The organism is Rhizobium sp. Leaf262, assembly GCF_001422245.1.
In the GTDB taxonomy this organism is placed as follows: Bacteria; Pseudomonadota; Alphaproteobacteria; order Rhizobiales; family Rhizobiaceae; genus Agrobacterium.
On record NZ_LMMM01000004.1, the window covers coordinates 66,788 to 85,127 of the forward strand.

21 protein-coding genes and 1 tRNA gene are annotated in these 18,340 nt (G+C 58.0%); 14 read left to right on the forward strand and 8 right to left on the reverse strand.

From position 1 onward, the window contains the following. Positions 1-9: 9 nt before the first annotated feature. From ASF29_RS05910 to folE, 3 genes are all read right to left on the reverse strand, one after another. Positions 10-960 carry a patatin-like phospholipase family protein gene (locus ASF29_RS05910; RefSeq protein WP_062449516.1) on the reverse strand — a complete coding sequence of 317 codons (951 nt, stop codon included), beginning with the start codon at positions 958-960 and terminating at the stop codon, positions 10-12. 110 nt (positions 961-1,070) lie between these two features. Next, a complete protein-coding gene (gene hisI / locus ASF29_RS05915; protein ID WP_062449518.1) occupies positions 1,071-1,526 on the reverse strand; it encodes a phosphoribosyl-AMP cyclohydrolase in 456 nt (151 codons plus the stop codon). A gap of 60 nt (positions 1,527-1,586) precedes the next feature. After that, entirely contained in the window at positions 1,587-2,213 is a 627-nt protein-coding gene (gene folE, locus ASF29_RS05920; RefSeq protein WP_062449519.1) for a GTP cyclohydrolase I FolE, read from the reverse strand. Positions 2,214-2,475: 262 nt separating this feature from the next. Here folE and ASF29_RS05925 point away from each other — a divergent pair, with 262 nt between their 5' ends. The 6 genes from ASF29_RS05925 (at position 2,476) to ASF29_RS05945 (ending at position 6,558) form a co-directional block, all read left to right on the forward strand. Beyond that, on the forward strand, positions 2,476-2,916 hold the full coding sequence (locus ASF29_RS05925; protein ID WP_062449932.1) for an iron-sulfur cluster assembly scaffold protein: 441 nt from the start codon (positions 2,476-2,478) through the stop codon (positions 2,914-2,916). Between the two features lie 3 nt (positions 2,917-2,919). After that, positions 2,920-3,300 carry a membrane protein insertion efficiency factor YidD gene (gene yidD, locus ASF29_RS23825; protein ID WP_082453399.1) on the forward strand — a complete coding sequence of 127 codons (381 nt, stop codon included), beginning with the start codon at positions 2,920-2,922 and terminating at the stop codon, positions 3,298-3,300. After that, a complete protein-coding gene (locus tag ASF29_RS05930) occupies positions 3,297-3,737 on the forward strand; it encodes a DUF2267 domain-containing protein (protein ID WP_062449933.1) in 441 nt (146 codons plus the stop codon). The genes yidD and ASF29_RS05930 overlap by 4 nt, the downstream gene beginning before the upstream one ends. A 111-nt stretch (positions 3,738-3,848) precedes the next feature. Beyond that, on the forward strand, positions 3,849-5,861 hold the full coding sequence (gene thrS, locus ASF29_RS05935) for a threonine--tRNA ligase (RefSeq protein ID WP_062449521.1): 2,013 nt from the start codon (positions 3,849-3,851) through the stop codon (positions 5,859-5,861). Between the two features lie 125 nt (positions 5,862-5,986). Next, positions 5,987-6,247: a ribbon-helix-helix domain-containing protein gene (locus ASF29_RS05940; protein ID WP_062449523.1), complete on the forward strand. Its 261-nt coding sequence runs from the start codon at positions 5,987-5,989 to the stop codon at positions 6,245-6,247. Next, a complete protein-coding gene (locus tag ASF29_RS05945) occupies positions 6,247-6,558 on the forward strand; it encodes a type II toxin-antitoxin system RelE/ParE family toxin (RefSeq protein ID WP_062449525.1) in 312 nt (103 codons plus the stop codon). Before ASF29_RS05940 ends, ASF29_RS05945 begins: the two co-directional genes overlap by 1 nt. Positions 6,559-6,569: 11 nt before the next feature. On the opposite strand, the gene ASF29_RS05950 is transcribed toward ASF29_RS05945, so the two are convergent. Continuing rightward, positions 6,570-7,550, reverse strand: coding sequence for a hypothetical protein (locus tag ASF29_RS05950; RefSeq protein WP_062449527.1), 981 nt, complete (start codon positions 7,548-7,550; stop codon positions 6,570-6,572). Positions 7,551-7,659: 109 nt separating this feature from the next. On the opposite strand from ASF29_RS05950, the gene ASF29_RS05955 reads away from it, so the two are divergent. From ASF29_RS05955 to ASF29_RS05965, 3 genes are all read left to right on the forward strand, one after another. After that, positions 7,660-8,241: a nitroreductase gene (locus ASF29_RS05955; RefSeq protein WP_062449529.1), complete on the forward strand. Its 582-nt coding sequence runs from the start codon at positions 7,660-7,662 to the stop codon at positions 8,239-8,241. Further along, positions 8,241-8,849 (forward strand): flavin reductase family protein, encoded by a 609-nt coding sequence (locus ASF29_RS05960; RefSeq protein ID WP_062449531.1) that lies wholly within the window; start codon positions 8,241-8,243, stop codon positions 8,847-8,849. The genes ASF29_RS05955 and ASF29_RS05960 overlap by 1 nt, the downstream gene beginning before the upstream one ends. A gap of 125 nt (positions 8,850-8,974) precedes the next feature. Continuing rightward, positions 8,975-10,126: a DUF2336 domain-containing protein gene (locus ASF29_RS05965; RefSeq protein WP_062449934.1), complete on the forward strand. Its 1,152-nt coding sequence runs from the start codon at positions 8,975-8,977 to the stop codon at positions 10,124-10,126. A 1-nt stretch (position 10,127) separates the two neighbouring features. Here the strand turns inward: ASF29_RS05965 and ASF29_RS05970 are convergent, their stop codons facing one another. Next, on the reverse strand, positions 10,128-10,538 hold the full coding sequence (locus ASF29_RS05970) for a hypothetical protein (RefSeq protein WP_062449533.1): 411 nt from the start codon (positions 10,536-10,538) through the stop codon (positions 10,128-10,130). 114 nt (positions 10,539-10,652) lie between these two features. Here ASF29_RS05970 and ASF29_RS05975 point away from each other — a divergent pair, with 114 nt between their 5' ends. Continuing rightward, positions 10,653-11,108: a GNAT family N-acetyltransferase gene (locus tag ASF29_RS05975; protein ID WP_062449535.1), complete on the forward strand. Its 456-nt coding sequence runs from the start codon at positions 10,653-10,655 to the stop codon at positions 11,106-11,108. Here the strand turns inward: ASF29_RS05975 and ASF29_RS05980 are convergent. Then, the gene (locus ASF29_RS05980) at positions 11,105-12,298 is read right to left on the reverse strand and encodes an AI-2E family transporter (protein ID WP_062449537.1); all 1,194 of its coding nucleotides are present in this window, start codon (positions 12,296-12,298) and stop codon (positions 11,105-11,107) included. The genes ASF29_RS05975 and ASF29_RS05980 overlap by 4 nt on opposite strands. A gap of 222 nt (positions 12,299-12,520) precedes the next feature. On the opposite strand from ASF29_RS05980, the gene ASF29_RS05985 reads away from it, so the two are divergent. Further along, positions 12,521-14,248, forward strand: coding sequence for an ABC transporter ATP-binding protein (locus ASF29_RS05985; protein WP_062449540.1), 1,728 nt, complete (start codon positions 12,521-12,523; stop codon positions 14,246-14,248). 12 nt (positions 14,249-14,260) lie between these two features. Here the strand turns inward: ASF29_RS05985 and ASF29_RS05990 are convergent, their stop codons facing one another. Next, positions 14,261-14,494: a hypothetical protein gene (locus tag ASF29_RS05990; RefSeq protein WP_062449543.1), complete on the reverse strand. Its 234-nt coding sequence runs from the start codon at positions 14,492-14,494 to the stop codon at positions 14,261-14,263. A gap of 172 nt (positions 14,495-14,666) precedes the next feature. On the opposite strand from ASF29_RS05990, the gene ASF29_RS05995 reads away from it, so the two are divergent. From ASF29_RS05995 to recJ, 3 genes are all read left to right on the forward strand, one after another. Next, entirely contained in the window at positions 14,667-15,926 is a 1,260-nt protein-coding gene (locus ASF29_RS05995) for a glycerate kinase (RefSeq protein ID WP_062449548.1), read from the forward strand. A 144-nt stretch (positions 15,927-16,070) separates the two neighbouring features. Then, entirely contained in the window at positions 16,071-16,271 is a 201-nt protein-coding gene (locus tag ASF29_RS06000) for a hypothetical protein (RefSeq protein WP_156462546.1), read from the forward strand. Between the two features lie 96 nt (positions 16,272-16,367). Further along, positions 16,368-18,170 (forward strand): single-stranded-DNA-specific exonuclease RecJ, encoded by a 1,803-nt coding sequence (gene recJ / locus ASF29_RS06005; protein ID WP_062449935.1) that lies wholly within the window; start codon positions 16,368-16,370, stop codon positions 18,168-18,170. A 91-nt stretch (positions 18,171-18,261) separates the two neighbouring features. Here the strand turns inward: recJ and ASF29_RS06010 are convergent. Next, a tRNA-Glu gene (locus ASF29_RS06010) sits at positions 18,262-18,336 on the reverse strand. Between the last annotated feature and the right edge of the window lie 4 nt (positions 18,337-18,340).

An 18,340-nucleotide genomic window follows, 5' to 3' on the forward strand; every position in this document is an offset into this window, starting at 1 on the left:
GCCGGTTTCTCAGCTTTGGAACACCTGCTGCATCCGCTTCAGTTCCGGAATGCGCGAGCGCGTCTCTTCGTAGCCGCGCTCTATCGATTCGGCGGCGCGGTGGAATTCTGAAAGACCGATGTGGTTGATGCGCGGATGAAGTGTCAAATCCGGCGGGTCACCGGCGAGGCGCGAGCGGGAAATCCGGTCCTGGATGATGTTGAACGCCTGCACCATGACACCCGGCAATCCAACGCGCGACGGATCGGGCTGTGCCTTCGCCAGTGCATCGCTGCTGCCTTGACCCGCGCCATGCTTGACCACCGCGGAACGGCCAAAAATATCGTAGTTCAGGTTGACCGCCACGACCAGCGTCTGCTCATAGGCGCGGCAGACGGAAACGGGCACTGGGTTGACCAGCGCGCCGTCGATCAGCGTTCTGCCGTTGCAGCGTACGGGTTCGAAAATGCCGGGCAGGGCGTAGGAGGAGCGTAGTGCTGTGATCAGGTCGCCCTGATGCACCCAGACCTCGTGCCCGGTCTTCAACTCTGTCGCGACTGCGATGAACGGATGCTCCAGGTCCTCGATATTGAGCCCGACCAGATGTTCCTGCATCCGCTTGGTCAGGCGCATGCCGCCAAACAGGCCGCCACCGCCGATGGTCAGGTCCAGCAGACCGGCAATGCGACGCAATGTCAGGGAGCGTGCGAATTCTTCCAGCTCGTTCAGCTTACCTGCAAGATAACAGCCACCAACGAGCGCGCCGATGGATGTGCCGGCAATCATGCCAATCTGAACGCCAGCCTCATCCAGCGCGCGTAATACGCCGATATGGGCCCATCCACGGGCAGCACCCCCGCCCAACGCCAGCGCAATACGGTTATTGGGAAGCTTGGGCAGGGAGGAAGGTCCCTGCTGTTCGACCTTTTCCAACCCCGCCACTGCCGCCGAATTTTCACGATTCAGTCCCCAACCCAACATCCGTTTCACTCCCAAGCAGATGCACTAAGCCTTCAGCTTAGCGCGCCAACTCCTATAATAGTCGTAACGAAAGCGGAGGAAACGGAAAAATCTGCCGGTCCTCTACGATCTCAAGTAGAGGAGCCGTAGGTTTCCGCTGGATCGAAATGTCTGGTGTCATCAGTGATTGTGGTTACAGCCTGACCGTTTTCAAGCGTCACCGTTCTGTAGAAACAGGAGCGGCGGCCTGTGTGACACGTTGCGTCGTGGCCCGCAACGGAGACCTTCAGCCAGACGGCATCCTGATCACAGTCGGTGCGAAATTCGCGTACGCTCTGGAGATTGCCCGAGGTTTCGCCTTTTTTCCAAATCTTGTCGCGAGATCGGCTGTAATAATGCGCAATGCCGGTTTCCAGCGTCAGTTGAAGGGCCTGCGCATTCATATGCGCAACCATCAGCAACTCGCCATCCTTAATGTCGGTCACGACTGCGGTTACGAGACCATGTGCATCGAATTTTGGCGTAAAGACGCCTGATGACTCAAGCTTTTCCTTGTCCGCAGGGGCGGGTGGAAATGTCGACGACATGGCAACCTCTATTTTGAATGGAAGCGGCGGCGGACGATCGTCCGCCTGCCGCCTGAGACGTCAGCGGTTATAAACCATCGTCATGAACCGAGCCTGCTGGGCCGGTTCGGACTTGAAGACGCCGGTGAAGCTGGTCGTCAGTGTTGTCGAGCCCTGCTTCTGCACGCCGCGCATGGACATGCACATATGTTCGGCATCGATCATCACGGCTACGCCGCGTGGCTTCAGAGTTGTTTCGATGGCCTGAGAAATCTGCGCCGTCATGGTCTCCTGCGTCTGCAGGCGGCGGCCGTAGATTTCCACCACGCGCGCTATCTTGGAGAGGCCAAGAACGCGGCCTGCAGGGAGATAGGCGACATGCGCCTTGCCGACGATCGGCACCATATGGTGTTCGCAATGAGAATAGAACGGAATGTCTCGCACCAGAATGATGTCGTCGTAGCCGCCGACTTCCTCGAATGTGGTTCCCAGTACGTCGCTGGCGTTCAGATCGTAGCCGCCAAAGAGTTCGCGGTAGGATTTGGCCACGCGTTTCGGCGTGTCGAGCAGGCCTTCACGGTTCGGGTTGTCACCGGCCCAACGGAGCAAAACACGGACGGCCTCTTCGGCCTCCGACTGCGTTGGGCGCGTGTCGACTGCACCGTTCTGTGTGCCTGCACCGGGGAAATTCTTCACGATAGCATCCATCTTTTGGGTCTCCCGGTACGGTTGAAGGTCCGCACCTGAATATAGGTTACGGCTTGATCACGAAGATGCCGCGCCTGCTATCTGGTTGTTTTCAGGCAATTTGGCAAGTCTGTCGTCGCGAAAACGGTGACGGAAGGATTAAATTCGCCGCACCTTGATGACGTTGATGTCTCATAACATATAATGATGACAGCGCGCAGAAAAGCCGTGCCACTGGTGACACAGTGTTTGAAAAACCAATCCTGCGCAAATGGACGAGTCGATGGACGATATCTATAACAACCGCATTCTTGAATTTGCAGGTAACATTCCCCGGACGGGGGCGATGCCGGATGCGGACGCAAGCGCACAGAAACACTCCAAGCTTTGCGGTTCGAAGGTCAAGGTCTACATCAAGCTCAACGATGGGGTGGTGACGGATTTCTCCCATGAGGTTCGCGCTTGCGCGCTGGGGCAGGCGTCTTCCTCCATCATGGCCAATCATGTGGTTGGAGCAAGCGCGAGCGAGGTGCGTGACGCACGGGCCGATATGCTGGCCATGCTGACGGCGGGCGGCGAGGGGCCGGAGGGCCGCTTCGAGGACATGCGCGTTCTCAAGCCAGTCAAGGATTACAAGGCCCGCCACGCCTCCACCATGCTGACCTTCGACGCAATCTGCGACTGTCTCGACCAGATCGAGGCCGATCAGCCGCTTTCGGCTTAAGCCGTGTGTAACGCGCCGAACTGCCAGCACGAAGAAAGGCCACGGCCGAACAACCGCTCCCGCAACTGGTCCGGACCGTTTCGCAAGACACCGGGCCGCCTTCTGGGCATGGCCTTTATCCGCTTTTATCAACTGGTGTTTTCGGGCTTCATCGGTAATTCCTGCCGCCATATTCCGACGTGCTCCGAATATGGCTATGAGGCCTTTGCCCGTCACGGGTTCTGGGCAGGCGGCTGGTTGACCCTGTTTCGCGTCGCCCGCTGCGGACCGGGTGGCACGAGTGGGCTTGATCCGGTCGTGGAAAAATTGGACGATACATATGTCTGGTGGGCACCATGGTCCTACTGGAGGCGGGCCAGAAAACAAACCGACACAGGGGGATGAAGCACATGCCTATGCCGATGGAGTACCGCCAGGCGTCGGTGGATTTCGACCGGTTCATGGAAGACCTGAAAGAGGTTTCCATGCTGAGCACATCGCATCAGGCCTACACGATGTTACAGGCAGTGCTTCAGGTGTTTCGCCGCAGATTGACAGTGCAACAGGCGTTGGACTTTGCGAACGCATTGTCGCCGGTTCTACGCGCTATCTTCGTCAGCGATTGGGACGTCAGCGAAGAGATGCGTGCATTCGGCTCCGAAACAGAAATGATGATCGAAGTTCGAGCGCTGCGCTACAACCATAATCTCTCGACTGATTCCGCCATTCAGGATGTCGGGGAAGCATTGAGGCGTAACGTTGACCCAGAGGCTTTCAATCGAACCCTTTCAAAGTTACCGCAGGAAGCCCGGGCCTTCTGGAGGGTCCCTGCGCTCTCTTAAAATTCTTTACTCAGCGGGGATTCCGCATTATCACCCGCGCGTTCACATTCCGGCGTCAGCCGGTCAACAGCACCACCCGCATTCGTTGGCGGGACTGGACAGGAGATTATAATGTCTGAAGCCGTTTCCCTTACATTTCCCGATGGCTCCGTTCGCCAGTATGCCCCCGGCACGACTGGACGCGATATTGCCGAATCCATTTCCAAGTCGCTTGCAAAGAAGGCCGTCGCGATTGCGCTGGATGGCACTGTGCGCGACCTTTCCGACACCATCGTCGATGGCAAGATCGAGATCGTCACCCGTGATGACAAACGCGCGTTGGAACTGATCCGCCACGATGCCGCTCACGTCATGGCCGAAGCCGTGCAGGAACTTTGGCCCGGCACGCAGGTCACCATCGGTCCCGTCATCGAAAATGGCTTCTATTACGACTTCGCCAAGAACGAGCCCTTCACGCCGGAAGATCTGCCGAAGATCGAAAAGAAGATGAAGGAAATCATCGGTCGCTCCAAGCCGTTCACACGCGAAATCTGGTCGCGCGAAAAGGCCAAGGAAGTTTTTGCCGCCAAGGGCGAAAACTACAAGGTCGAACTCGTGGATGCCATTCCCGAGGGGCAGGACCTCAAGATTTATTATCAGGGTGACTGGTTCGACCTTTGCCGTGGCCCGCATATGGCCAACACAGGACAGATCGGCACGGCCTTCAAGCTGATGAAGGTCGCCGGCGCCTATTGGCGTGGCGATAGCAACAACCCGATGCTGACCCGCATTTACGGCACTGCATGGGCCACACAGGAAGAGCTGGATCAGTATCTGCACATTCTGGCCGAAGCCGAGAAGCGCGATCACCGCAAGCTCGGCCGCGAAATGGACCTGTTCCATTTTCAGGAAGAAGGTCCGGGCGTCGTCTTCTGGCACGGCAAGGGCTGGCGCATGTTCCAGACCTTGACGACCTATATGCGCCGCAACCTTGAAGGCACTTATCAGGAAGTCAACGCGCCGCAGGTGCTGGACGCTTCGCTGTGGGAAACCTCGGGTCACTGGGGCTGGTATCAGGAAAACATGTTCGCCGTAAAATCGGCCTATGCCTTCACCCATCCGAAGGATGAGGAGGCGGACAACCGCGTCTTCGCGCTAAAGCCGATGAACTGCCCCGGCCACGTTCAAATCTTCAAGCATGGGTTGAAGTCTTACCGCGAACTGCCTGTCCGCCTTGCAGAATTCGGCAATGTGCATCGCTACGAAGCCTCCGGTGCGCTGCACGGCCTGATGCGCGTTCGCGGCTTTACGCAGGACGACGCGCATGTCTTCTGTACGGAAGAGCAGATGGCGGCGGAGTGCCTGCGCATCAACGACCTCATCCTGTCGGTCTACAAGGATTTCGGCTTCGAGGAAATCGTCGTTAAGCTCTCTACACGCCCTGAAAAGCGCGTCGGTTCCGACGAGGTCTGGGATCGCGCCGAAAGCGTCATGACGGATGTTCTGAAATCCATCGAGGCGCAGTCCGAAGGCCGCATCAAAACCGATATTCTGCCGGGCGAGGGTGCGTTCTATGGTCCGAAGTTCGAATACACGCTGAAAGACGCTATCGGTCGTGAATGGCAGTGCGGCACCACGCAGGTGGACTTCAATCTGCCGGAACGCTTCGGTGCCTTCTACATCGATCAGGCCTCCGAAAAGCGCCAGCCGGTCATGATCCATCGCGCCATCTGCGGTTCCATGGAGCGTTTCCTCGGCATTCTCATCGAGAACTTCGCCGGTCACATGCCACTCTGGTTCGCCCCCCTGCAGGTCGTCGTTGCCACAATTACATCGGATGCTGACGATTACGGTCGCGAAGTGGCGGAAGCCCTGCGCGACGCAGGCCTTCTGGTCGAAACGGACTTCCGCAACGAAAAGATCAATTACAAGGTCCGCGAACACTCGGTCACCAAGGTCCCGGTCATCATCGTCTGCGGCAAGAAAGAAGCCGAAGAACGCACCGTCAACATCCGCCGCCTGGGCTCGCAGGCTCAGACATCCTATGCGCTGGATGAAGCGATTGCGAACTTGGTGGATGAGGCAACACCGCCGGACGTGAAGCGCAAGCGCGCGGCGAAGGCTGCGAAGGCGAAAGCTGCGTAACGTCTACCGCCAGTCTCGGAATCGATATGCCAATCAATCACCCTCGGAACGCATCCGGGGGTGATTTTTTTATAGTTCCTGAGGTTTATTTGTATTACAGTGAAATACAGTTTCAGGAGGATTGAATGACAAAGCAAGCTCTTTCCAATCCCATTACCCTACGCATTCCGCAGGAAGTTTTGGCGGAAATTGAAGCCATCGCCGAAACGACTGAACGGTCTCGCAGCTGGATCATCGTCCGCGCACTCAAGACATATCTGCTGAACGAAGGTGCCGACATTCTCGCGGTGCGGAAGGGGCGGCAGGAGATCGACGATGGAGATTACGAAAACGTCGATGACGTCATCGCTGATCTGAAAAGAGTGTCGTCCGAAAAGGCTGCCTGATGCGCGTCATTATTTCGCGTTCGGCAGCGACATATCTGCGAAACGAAGTTCAGTATCTAAAAAGCAGAAGTCCTGCTGCTGCAGTGCGTTTTACGAACGCCTTCATCGATGCAAGGAGCAATCTGGAAACCTTTCCAGACATAGGCAAGGAAAGCGAAGAGCTTAACGTTCCTAGATACAAGACGTGGGTGTTCGGTGACTATCTGATGGACTACGTGCGAAAAGCCGATGTCATTGAGATTGTCGCAATAAGGCATGGTCGGATGAGACCTCTCACGCCCACACAGGAGCCGGACGAAGATTTCGAATGATGTGACGGGCGTCACTCAAAATCCCCGGTCGCATCCTCCGGAGCCTGATCTTTCATCAGCACTTCAACATCCGAATCCTGGCCGCCAGCAACTTTGAAGTTGCGCTGATAGACCTTTTCCTTGTTGCGGGCGATGGCTGTGTATTCGCCATCTGCAAGAACCATGGTCGAAAAGGCGCTGACGCTTTCGTTGACGATGTCACCGGAGCCGGTCAGCACTGACCAGGCCGTGTCGGCAATGGCTTCGCCGCCATGTTCGGAGACGAGTTTGAGCGTGACCTGCGCTGCATGGTGCTGCAGCGTAGCTTCCGTCAGTTTGCCCGCTTCCACCTGAATATCGGCGCGCACGACGGCGTTGATGCCACCATATTCCGATACGACATGGTAGGTGCCCGCATTGAGGCGGATCACGGTATTCGGTTTGACATCGGACATCACCAGACGGCGCTCGCCATCTTCCTGTGTGTCGGACGAGTAGACGGAAAATTTCAACTGGTTGGGCGAAATACGCTTGTCCGTGCCAGCCACGGCGTTCAGCACGAAACCGCCGGCATCGAGGATCAGCACCTGCTTGTCGATCTTGCCGCTTTCGGGAACATTGAGTTTTTTGGTGACGCCCGCGCGACCGAAGGAAACGTTGACGAAATAGTCACCTGGCGACAGGTGAAACTCGGCAGAGCCGCCGTCGGAACTGGCCAGCATCGGCAGTTTTCCGTCCGGACCGGGAATGGGGCTGAACACGCGCCATGCAAGCCCTTCCATCATCGGCTGGCCGTCACTGGTCAGCTTGGCTTCCATGACGATGTCGCGGGAGGTAGTTTTTTCGGCGCCGGGCGCAGCGGGTGCGGTGAATGCGTTCAGCTTTGGCATTTTTTGCGTGCCGCCAAGCTGCTTGAAATCTTTGAAGGCGTCCTGAGAAAAAGCGATGCCGTATGGAAGAGCGATCGAAACGAGCGCCACACACAGGCCAGTCGCAATTTTGATGGACGTCATTTCTTTTAACCGCATTGACTTCTTGTTTTTCTAGGACCACTTCAAACCCAGCGCGATGGCTATTTCAAGGCCCTTAATTTCATATGTACGACAATGGAACGGTTATGTCATGAAAGACGATACGAAGCTCATCGATTATCTCAATATTCGCCGCTCGACCCCTGCTTTGCAGCTCACGGAACCGGGTCCCGACACGGCGCAGCTCGAGGACATCCTGCGACTGACGGTGCGCGTGCCGGACCATGGAAAGATCGCTCCATGGCGTTTCATCGTTTATCGCGGCGACGAGCGCAAGCGCCTGGGAGAGGCGGGGCTTCAGCGCGCGCTCGAAAAAACGCGTGGCCTCGGACCGGACCAGCAGGACGTGGAACGCACCCGCTTTACGCGCGCTCCCGTCGTTATTGCGGTCGTCTCGACAGCGGCGCCGCACGTCAAGATACCGGAATGGGAGCAGGTTATGTCTGCCGGTGCCGTCTGCCTCAACCTGCTCATGGCGGCCAATGCCCATGGTTTTGCGGCCAACTGGCTGACAGAATGGGTGGCCTATGACGAAGCATTCGCACCTGAGCTCGGCATCGGTTCAGGCGAAAAGGTTGCGGGCTTTATCTATATCGGATCCACCACGTTCCCGGCCGTCGAGCGTCCGCGCCCTGACCTTGCCGATGTTGTCACCTGGGTTGGTGCCGCCTGATGTTTTACGCAACCGACACAAATCGCCACGGTCTTGCGCATGATCCTTTCAAGGCCATTGTCGCGCCGCGGCCGATTGGCTGGATCGGTTCGAAAGGGGCGGACGGGATATTCAATCTCGCGCCCTATTCATTCTTCAACGCCGTGTCGGACACGCCGAAACTCGTCATGTTCGCGTCCAGCGGCCACAAGCACAGCGTGACCAACGTCGAACACAGCGGTGTCTTTACCGCAAGCCTCGTCAGCAGACACCTTGTCGAGCAGATGAATGCATCATCTGCGCCTGTTGCCCATGAGGTCGACGAATTCGATCTCGCGGGACTGACCGCCAAGGCAGGCGAGCTGGTCGATGCACCCTATGTGGCAGAGGCCTATGCTGCGCTTGAATGCCGGGTGACGCAGATCATCCGGCCGATCGGCGTGGACGGCGCAGAAGCGGAAACATGGGTGGTGTTCGGACAGGTTGTCGGCATCCACCTCGATGAAGCGGTCATAGAGGACGGGCGTATCGATATGGCGCGGGCACGCCCCATTGCCCGCATGGGTTACCGCGATTACTGTGATGGTGGAACGGATGTCTTCCAACTGACCCGCCCGGGCCAACGCTAAAAGCTCGGCACCTGCAGGTTAATGAATATGGTGAACCAAACGTAAACCTTTTGTCCCTAGGTTCCGTTGGGAAGGCAGGATCGGGTTCATTGCGAATCGACCTGCCGGAACAGTCGGTATGTCTGTTGTTGGGGCGCAGGGTGATCGTACAAGCATTTCTTCGTTGGTCGGAAAAGGCGGGCGCTGGCGACAGGTCCAAGGCGGCAACAGCGCTCGCGCAAGCCTATGTGCAGTCCACTCTGCCGCAGGACCGGCAAGACAGCGCCTACGACGCCATGACATTTCTGTTGGACGATCCATCGCCAAAGGTGCGACTGGCACTGGCCGAAACGCTGGCGCATTCGCCTCTCGCACCACGCCCGATCATTTTTGCGCTGGCGGAAGATCAGCCGGATATCGCCTGCACCGTCATCATTCATTCGCCTGTCCTGCGCGAGACAGATCTGGTCGATCTCGTCGGAAATGGTGCGGCGATCACCCGGGCCATTATCGCTGCGCGTCCGCGTCTGGATGCGGGTGCCTGCGCGGCGCTGGCCGAGATAGGCGACATCCTCGAACTCTCGATCCTGCTTGAAAATGCCAGTGCCCGCATTACGCCCTTCACACTGCGTCGCATCGCCGAACGTCATGCGCAACACGCAGAAATTCGCGATCTGCTGCTGGAGCGCGACGATCTCCCGGCAGATGTTCGCTACGCGATCGTCGGGCATGTCGGTGCAGCACTGGCGGCTTCCAGCCTTGTCTGCCATGCCATGCAGCCTGCAAGGCTCAGCGCCGTCATCCGTGATGCATCCGATGCGGCAACGGTTTTGATCGCTGGCGACGTCAGCGGCGAGGCTTTGCCTTTGCTTGCCGAACATCTGCGTGCCAATGGTGACCTTACGCCAGCTTTTCTGATGAACGTTCTATGCTCAGGAAAACTGGCCTTTTTCGCACAGGCCATGTCCAACCTGTCTGGGCTGGAAGAACGGCAGGTTCGCTCTATTCTCGTTACAGGTCGCCATCACGCCATGAAGGCGCTGTTCCAGTCCACCGGGCTTTTTGGCCCCGTGCTGGACATTTTCATGGAGGCGACATTGCTGTGGCGCGAGGTGGCGAACGTGCCCTACGCCAACCCGGTCGCAGAACTGTCCTCCGGCCTGCTTGCAAAGTTCTCTGACAAGGCGGGTGATGCCACCATGCGCGAACTCATGCATATGGTCGAAAAAATGCAGATGGCGCAGCAGCGCGATAGGGCGCGCTCGCTGACGACAACACTGGTTGCGCAGGCCGCCTGAGCTAGTTCGACAGCCGACGGGCAATCCAGGAATAGCTCTCTTCCACCATTCGCACCGGCTTGCCCAGAACTTCCTTCACACCTTCGGTGGAAGGCAGGATGCGGCGCACGCGGGTAATCGCTTTCTGCGTCAATGTCTGCTCCTCCTGAGGGGCGAGGCCCGGTGCAGCAGCGGACGCATCCGGGGTCTGAGCTTCCGTCCCGGCGGTCTCGCTTTTCGGTTCTTCCGGTGTCTGGCAAACGGCCACGATCACTGGATAACTGGCATTTGCGAACTGACCCAGATTTTTCTCCGAATCGGCATCGCACAGTTCGATGCTCGTCCAGCGCTGCTGCAGCGTCGCGATGTGCTGGCAATCGGTGGCGCTGTCGTCACAGCCCAGAATAGTCATTAAAACAAGCGCTGTTCTCATCGTCGCTCTGTTGCCTCTGAAAGGGAATTTGTCTTACACACTAGATCATCTCGCTCAATTGTAGTCTTTCTGCGACGCGAACATCACGCGCGTCAGATAATCATGGGAACCAGTATGCCAGTCGAAATCAAGCTCGAACCGCCGCGCCAGCCTGAGGTGCTGCGCCTCATGGAGATGTCGAATGCCTATATGGCGTCGCTGTATCCTGCGGAAAGCAACCACATGGTCGACATCGATGCGCTGGAAAAGCCGACAGTTTCCTTCTTCGTGGCGCGTCATGATGGAGCGATCGTCGGCTGCTGCGCTCTGGTAGAAGCGGGCGATGGCACCGCCGAGATCAAGCGGATGTTTGTCGATCCCTCTGCGCGCGGTTTGCGAATCGGTCAGATGATGATGGACGCACTGATTGCGCGCGGGCAGGGCCTCGGCCTCTTGGCCATCAGGCTGGAGACCGGAATCAGCCAGCCTGAAGCGATCGGGCTTTACCGCAAGGCGGGCTTTGCCGAAATCGAACCGTTCGAGCCTTACAAGCTCGATCCTCTCAGCATGTTTATGGAACTGAAGCTCTAAGACGCCGTCTTTCTCAGCGGCGGCGGCGCCTCGATGTCAGCCTCCGCCTCGATGGTCTCGCCTTCGATTGTCGAAATTTCGACTTCACGAACCCATTCGCGCCAGACGGCAACCAACAGGGCCATCAGAACGGGACCGATGAACAGGCCGAGGAAACCCATGGTTTTCACGCCGCCAACCAGTCCGAAGAATGTCGGCAGGAAGGGTAGCTTTATCGGTCCGCCGACGAGACGAGGGCGGATGGTCTTGTCGACGATGAAGAGCTCGATTGAGCCCCACGCAAACAGACCGACGCCGGCTGCGACAGAGCCGCTGGCCACCAGATAGACGGACACCAGCGTGAACGACAAGGGTGCGCCGCCCGGGATAAGCGCCATGACGCCTGTGAGAACGCCGAGCGTCACAGGGGAGGGTACGCCTGCGATCCAGTATGCGACGCCCAGAATGATGCCTTCGCCGATGGCGATCAGCGTCATGCCTGTGACCGTTGAACTGATGGTGGCGGGTACGACGCGGGAAATCCGCTCCCAGCGGGTTGGCAAAATACGCTCGCCCACGAGGTCGATCTGCCGGGCAAACGAAACGCCGTTGCGATAGACGAAAAACAGCGCAATCAACATGAAGAGCAGGGTCAGGATCAGGTGGAAAGCACCGTTTCCTGCCGCCACGATGGCGCGGTAGATATTGCCGATATTGGCGCCGCTGACGAGCTGAATGACTTCGCCGATGGCACCGGGCGTGCCGATATAGCGGATCCATTGTTCGCTGATCCACGGGCCGACGCCTGGCAGGGCAGCGATCCAGTCCGGCACCGGTGCGCCCACCTTGTTGACCTCTACGGCCCAGCCGAACCACTCGCGAATCTCGCTTGCGGTATAGGAAGCTGCGATGAAAATCGGGACGATGAGAAAAGCGATGATGAGCAGAAGTGCGACCGTTGCGCCCACGGAATTGTTGCCGCCGACGCGGCGCAGCAATTCACGATAGACCGGCCAGCTTGCAAAACCGATGACGAGCGCTGCCAGAACCGGCACGAGAAAGCCGTGGAAGAAGTAGATGCCGGCGGCAACGATCAGTACCAGAAGCCAGCGGGCAGCAGAGATAGGTGGCACCAGCGCGGTGCGTCCGTGGGAGGCGGGACCAAGCCATCTTGGTTCGCTGGTTTTCCTGTGATTGTCTGTGTTGCTCAACCGCGTCTCTTTCGCATTCCCCGAATATATTGCACTCTGCCATTATTTGACGGGCAGTTCACATCATATTCCATCAGCATTTCGTTTTTATATTGTCCTTCGCTTTTATTGCACGAATTTGGTAAAAATAACGCAACGTGCCTTGGCCTCCGGAAACAAATATGAGAGTTGAGTTCAAATTTTTGAGGTCTGCGGCCAAGCCGTGCCGTGATGGAAAAGTTCATGCTCCGCCGTTTCTTTGCTTACTACCATCCCTACAGAGGTCTGTTCATTCTGGATTTCTCCTGCGCGATCCTCTCCGGCGTGTTGGAGCTGGGATTTCCTATGGCGGTGAAGGTCTTTGTGGACGTTCTTCTGCCCGCCGGAGAATGGCCGATCATTCTGCTCGCCTCCATCGGCCTTCTTGTCATCTATGTGCTGAACACGGGTCTCATGGCCATCGTCACCTACTGGGGACACATGCTTGGCATCAACATCGAAACCGACATGCGCAGACGGGCGTTCGATCATCTCCAGAAACTGTCTTTCCGCTTTTTCGATAACCAGAAGACAGGGCATCTTGTCGGACGTTTGACCAAGGATCTGGAGGAGATCGGTGAGGTCGCGCATCATGGGCCGGAAGATCTCTTCATTGCGGTCATGACCTTTATCGGCGCATTTCTGTTGATGCTGTCGGTCAATGTGCCGCTGGCGCTCATCACCGCCGCAATCGTGCCGATCACAGCCTGGGTCACCAGCCGTTATGGCAGCCGCATGACTAACAATTTCCGCACGCTTTATGGCCGGGTCGGCGCATTTAATGCACGAATCGAGGAGAATGTCGGCGGCATGCGCGTGGTTCAGGCCTTTGCCAACGAAGACCACGAGCGGGCCCTGTTCGAAAAAGACAATCAGCGCTATCGCCAGACGAAGCTCAACGCCTACAAGATCATGGCTGCCAGCACGTCGCTCAGCTATATGAGTATGCGTTTGACGCAGATGATCATCATGATCTGCGGTGCGTGGTTCGTGTTGACGGGCGACCTCACTAATGGTGGCTTCGTCGGGTTCCTGCTGTTGGTCAACGTGTTCTTTCGTCCGGTGGAAAAGATCAATTCGGTTATCGAAACCTATCCCAAAGGCATTGCCGGGTTTCGGCGCTTCACCGAGTTGCTCGATACGGATCCTGATATCGCCGATGCACCTGGCGCGATCGAAGCGCCGCATCTCAGGGGCGAGATCGTCTATCGAGACGTCAGCTTCGGTTATAGCGACGGCAAGCAGGTATTGCGCAACATCGACCTTTCCATCCGGGCTGGTGAAACGGTGGCGTTCGTCGGGCCGTCAGGTGCAGGCAAGACGACGCTGTGCTCGCTTTTGCCGCGTTTCTACGAGGTGACCGGCGGCGCAATCAGCATCGATGGCATCGACATCAGGAACATGACGCTGGCATCGCTGCGCAGCCAGATCGGTATTGTTCAGCAGGATGTCTTCCTGTTCGGAGGCACCATTCGCGAAAACATCGAATATGGCCGTCTTGGTGCAAACGAAGCAGATATCTGGGACGCTGCCCGGCGGGCGCGACTGGATCGCGTTATCGAAGATATGGCTGATGGCATGGACACCGTTATCGGCGAACGCGGCGTCAAGCTATCCGGTGGACAGAAACAGCGCTTGGCGATCGCCCGCATGTTCCTGAAAAATCCCCCGATTCTCATCCTGGATGAGGCGACATCTGCACTCGATACCGAGACGGAGCGCGCTATCCAGGCGTCTCTGGCCGAACTCGCCAAGGGCCGCACGACCCTCGTCATTGCTCACCGCCTTGCCACCATTCGCGATGCTTCCCGCATCGTCGTGGTGGATGAAAGCGGCATCGTCGAAACGGGTAATCACCAGGAGTTGCTTGCTGGCAGAGGCCCCTACAGCCGCCTTTACGAGGCTCAGTTCGGCGCTCAGTTGTTGGTATAAGGCGGGCTGTGTTTAAGGGTTGGACTGGCTTTCCAGTCCAACGTTCGGCTCTGGTTTACCCGGATGCGACGTCACGAGATAGGTGACGGCGGTGGCGCTGGCGGCCACGATCAGCACACCGATCACGATGAATGTCAGCGTCCATGGCTTCGACTTGCGCCGTGACCAAACGAAACGCCGACCGCGCAGACGATCCTTGTTTTTGTTGTTATGATATTCCGGTCCGAGATTTTCGGTGTTGGACATCGGCTTCCTCGCTCTTTGACCCTTTATGAAAACCGAACGCACGAGTGCGGCCGAAGTTCAATCGACGCGCCATTGTGCCCACTCCGTGGTCTTGTACTGCCGTGCCGCGCCCGTCATGATATCCGCAAGGCAAGGCAAAGCTTTGCCACGCGTGACCCGATGGAGGACAGAGTTGATCGCCAATCCCCGTGCCTTTCTGGAAGCCCTGTTTTTTGCTGCCGTCAAAGCTGCCGATCCCTATGAGGCGATCCTGCGTCATCTGCCGCCGCCGCCAAAGGGGCGCACGGTCGTTATCGGCGCGGGAAAGGCGGCAAGCCAGATGGCGCAGGCCTTCGAACGGGCGTGGCCACACCCTTTCGACGGTCTGGTGGTAACCCGTCATGGTCCTATCGCGGAATGCCGACACACGCGGGTTCTCCAATCGTCTCACCCGGTGCCGGATGCCGCAGGCATTGTCGCGGCCCAAGCCCTGATGGAGCATGTCAGTGGCCTGACGCAGGATGATCTGGTGATTGCCTTGATCTCCGGTGGTGGTTCCGCCCTTTTACCCGCGCCGCCGCAAGGCTTTGAACTGGCCGACGAAATCGAGCTCAATCAAGCGCTTCTTGCCTCCGGTGCGCCCATATCTGCCATGAATGTGGTGCGCAAGCACTTCTCCCGGGTGAAAGGCGGCAGGCTTGCAGCCTTGGCCTATCCGGCCCGTGTCCTGACGCTTGTGGTGTCCGATGTGCCGGGTGACAATCCCGCCTTCGTCGCATCGGGCCCCACCGTGCCGGATGAGACGGATGCGCAGGCGGCGCTGCGGGCCATCCGGGACTATCGTATCGCCCTGCCGGAACGTGTCATCAGCAGCATCGGTCAGGCGGTGGCGCCGAATCCCGAAGACACCGTTTTCTCTAAAAACGAGGTCCATGTCATCGCCTCTGCTCGTGTGTCGCTGGAAGCTGCAGCACAGCTTGCGCGGGAGCATGGCGTGCAACCGCTCATTCTTTCCGATGCGATAGAAGGCGAGGCGAAGGATATAGGCCGCATGCATGCGGCGCTTGCCCGGGAGTTTGCCGCAGGCAAGGCGTTCGGCAAACCCATGGTGCTGCTGTCTGGCGGCGAAACCACGGTGACCATCGGCAATGGTGGTTATGGGAAAGGTGGCCGCAACAGCGAGTTTCTGCTTTCCGCCGCACTCGATCTGCAGGGCGTCGAAGGGGTAACCGCGCTGGCCGCCGACACCGATGGAATAGACGGCTCCGAAGACAATGCAGGCGCTTTCTGCGATGGCGACACCGTTACACGCATTCGGGCTGCGGGTGGCGATGCCCACGCGCTGCTCTCGGCGCATGATGCCTGGACCGCCTTTGATCTTGGTGGCGACCTTTTCGCCCCTGGACCGACGGGTACCAATGTCAACGACATCAGGGCCTTCCTGCTGTTGTAAGTCGCGTAGCACGCCGAATCTTGTCGCAGCAACGGTAAAGCCTGCCTGTCGATTTCCGGTCTTCAGAGTGGCGATTCCTTTGCATAAAGACATCATATGATGATATTCTGATCGACAGTTCACCAAGCGAAGGGAGGCGCGACAGTGAAGGCCAGGATCATGTTCAAGGACGATTATCTCGTCCAGCCGGATGCCACGCGCAGGTCGCGTCGGAGCGGTGCCAATGACAATTTTCGCAGTCTGGAGTTTGATACCTCAGGGCAGGAGCGTGACTGGCGGGCGGTTTGCCTCGTTGCCGCTATCGTCTGCGGTTTCTTCGCTTTTATCTTCCTGCCGTTGTGGTGAGCGCAACGACTGCGACATTTGCACTTGAAAAAGCCGGTTTCCGCCTTTAGCCCCTGTACTGACAAACGGGCTGGATGGGTAAGCTGACGCATGGCAATGAATGAGACGGTCGATACTGTGTCGAGGGCTTTTCTCGGCGTGGAGCGATCGGCGACGGAGCAACGCTGGATGTCGCGGCTTGATCAGGCCGGGCAGAACCGTGCCTTGGCCATGTCCCAGGTGCACGGTATTCCGGAATTGATTGCCCGGGTGCTTGCCGGGCGCGGCGTTGGTGTCGACGATGCCGTTGCTTTTCTTGAGCCGACCATACGCTCGCTCATGCCCGATCCTCACACACTGACCGATTGCGAAAAGGCCGCGGCACGCATCGCGACGGCCATCAGGCGCAATGAAAAAGTCGCGATTTTTGGTGACTACGATGTCGATGGCGCATCGTCATCAGCGTTGATGTACCGCTTTCTCCACCACTTCGGGCTCGATCCTGAAATCTATATTCCCGACCGTATTTTCGAAGGATATGGTCCCAACCCGGCGGCAATGCAGCAGCTGGCGGCCAATGGTGCGACGCTCATCATCACTGTCGATTGTGGCTCCACCAGTCATGAATCTCTCGCTGCGGCGCGGGACGCCAACACCGATGTAGTGGTCATCGACCACCACCAGGTCGGTACTGAGTTGCCGCCCGCCGTGGCGCTGGTCAATCCCAATCGCGAAGACGATCTTTCGGGGCAGGGGCATTTGTGCGCTGCTGGCGTGGTTTTTCTCGTGCTGGTCGCCACGTTGCGGGTGCTGAAGGACGAGCGTGATAGCCGGGCCTATACGCTCGATCTCCTCTCTTTCCTGGATATTGTCGCACTGGCGACGGTCTGCGATGTGGTGCCGCTCAAGGGTCTTAACCGTGCCTATGTCGTCAAAGGGCTGATAGCTGCCCGCCACATGAACAATGCCGGACTGGCCGCGCTCTTCAAGAAGGCCGGGCTGGGCGGGCCGGTGACGCCTTATCACTTCGGTTTTCTGGTCGGGCCGCGTATCAATGCCGGAGGGCGGATTGGTGACGCAGCGCTCGGTAGCCGTCTGCTGACGCTGGACGATACCGCACAAGCCGAAGTAATTGCCGAAAAGCTCGATGAACTGAACCGGGAGCGGCAAGCCATGGAAGCCGCCATGCTGGCGGAGGCAGAGGCCGAAGCGCTGTTTGAATACGGCGATGGGTCTGGCGCAGGCGTTATCGTTACCGCACGGGAAAACTGGCACCCCGGCATCGTCGGCCTTCTGGCTTCGCGGCTCAAGGATCGTTTCCGTCGCCCTGCTTTCGCCATCGCTTTTGATTCGCAGGGAAAGGGCACAGGTTCCGGGCGCTCCATCAACGGTTTCGACATGGGCCGTATGGTCCGCAATGCTGTTGAGGCGGGTCTGTTGGTCAAAGGCGGTGGCCACGCCATGGCGGCTGGTCTGACGGTAGAGCGCGCCAATCTGGGCCGCCTGCGGATATTTTTTGAAGAGGCAGCACAGAAGACCGTTTCGCAGCTGGTGGAGAACAGTGTGCTCAAAATAGACGGTGCCATCGGCGCTTCTGGCGCCACACTTGATCTGGTGGAGCAGATGGAGCAGGCCGGTCCCTATGGCTCCGGCCATTCACAACCTATCTTCGCCGTTCCCTCCCATCGCCTGCGCGATGTTCGCATCGTTGGCACCTCGCATGTAAAAATCACGCTTGAGGCAATGGATGGTTCCAGGCTTGATGGCATCGCCTTCCGCGCCGCCGACGCGCCGCTTGGGCAGATGTTGATGAATGCGCGAGGACGCCAGATCCACGTCGCCGGAACGCTGGGAGCCGAGCAATGGCAGGGTCAGCGGCGTGTGCAACTGCGCATTCTGGACGCTGCTTTAGCACCGTGAGACTGTTCTTCATATCGTTGAAGTTGTGGGGAAAGCTTCTTACGTGTCTGGTTTAACCAGAAGCCGTATTGCTTTGAAATATCTGGGAGAGTGGTACGCCCTAGGGGAGTCGAACCCCTCTTTTCAGAATGAAAATCTGACGTCCTAACCGATAGACGAAGGGCGCGTAC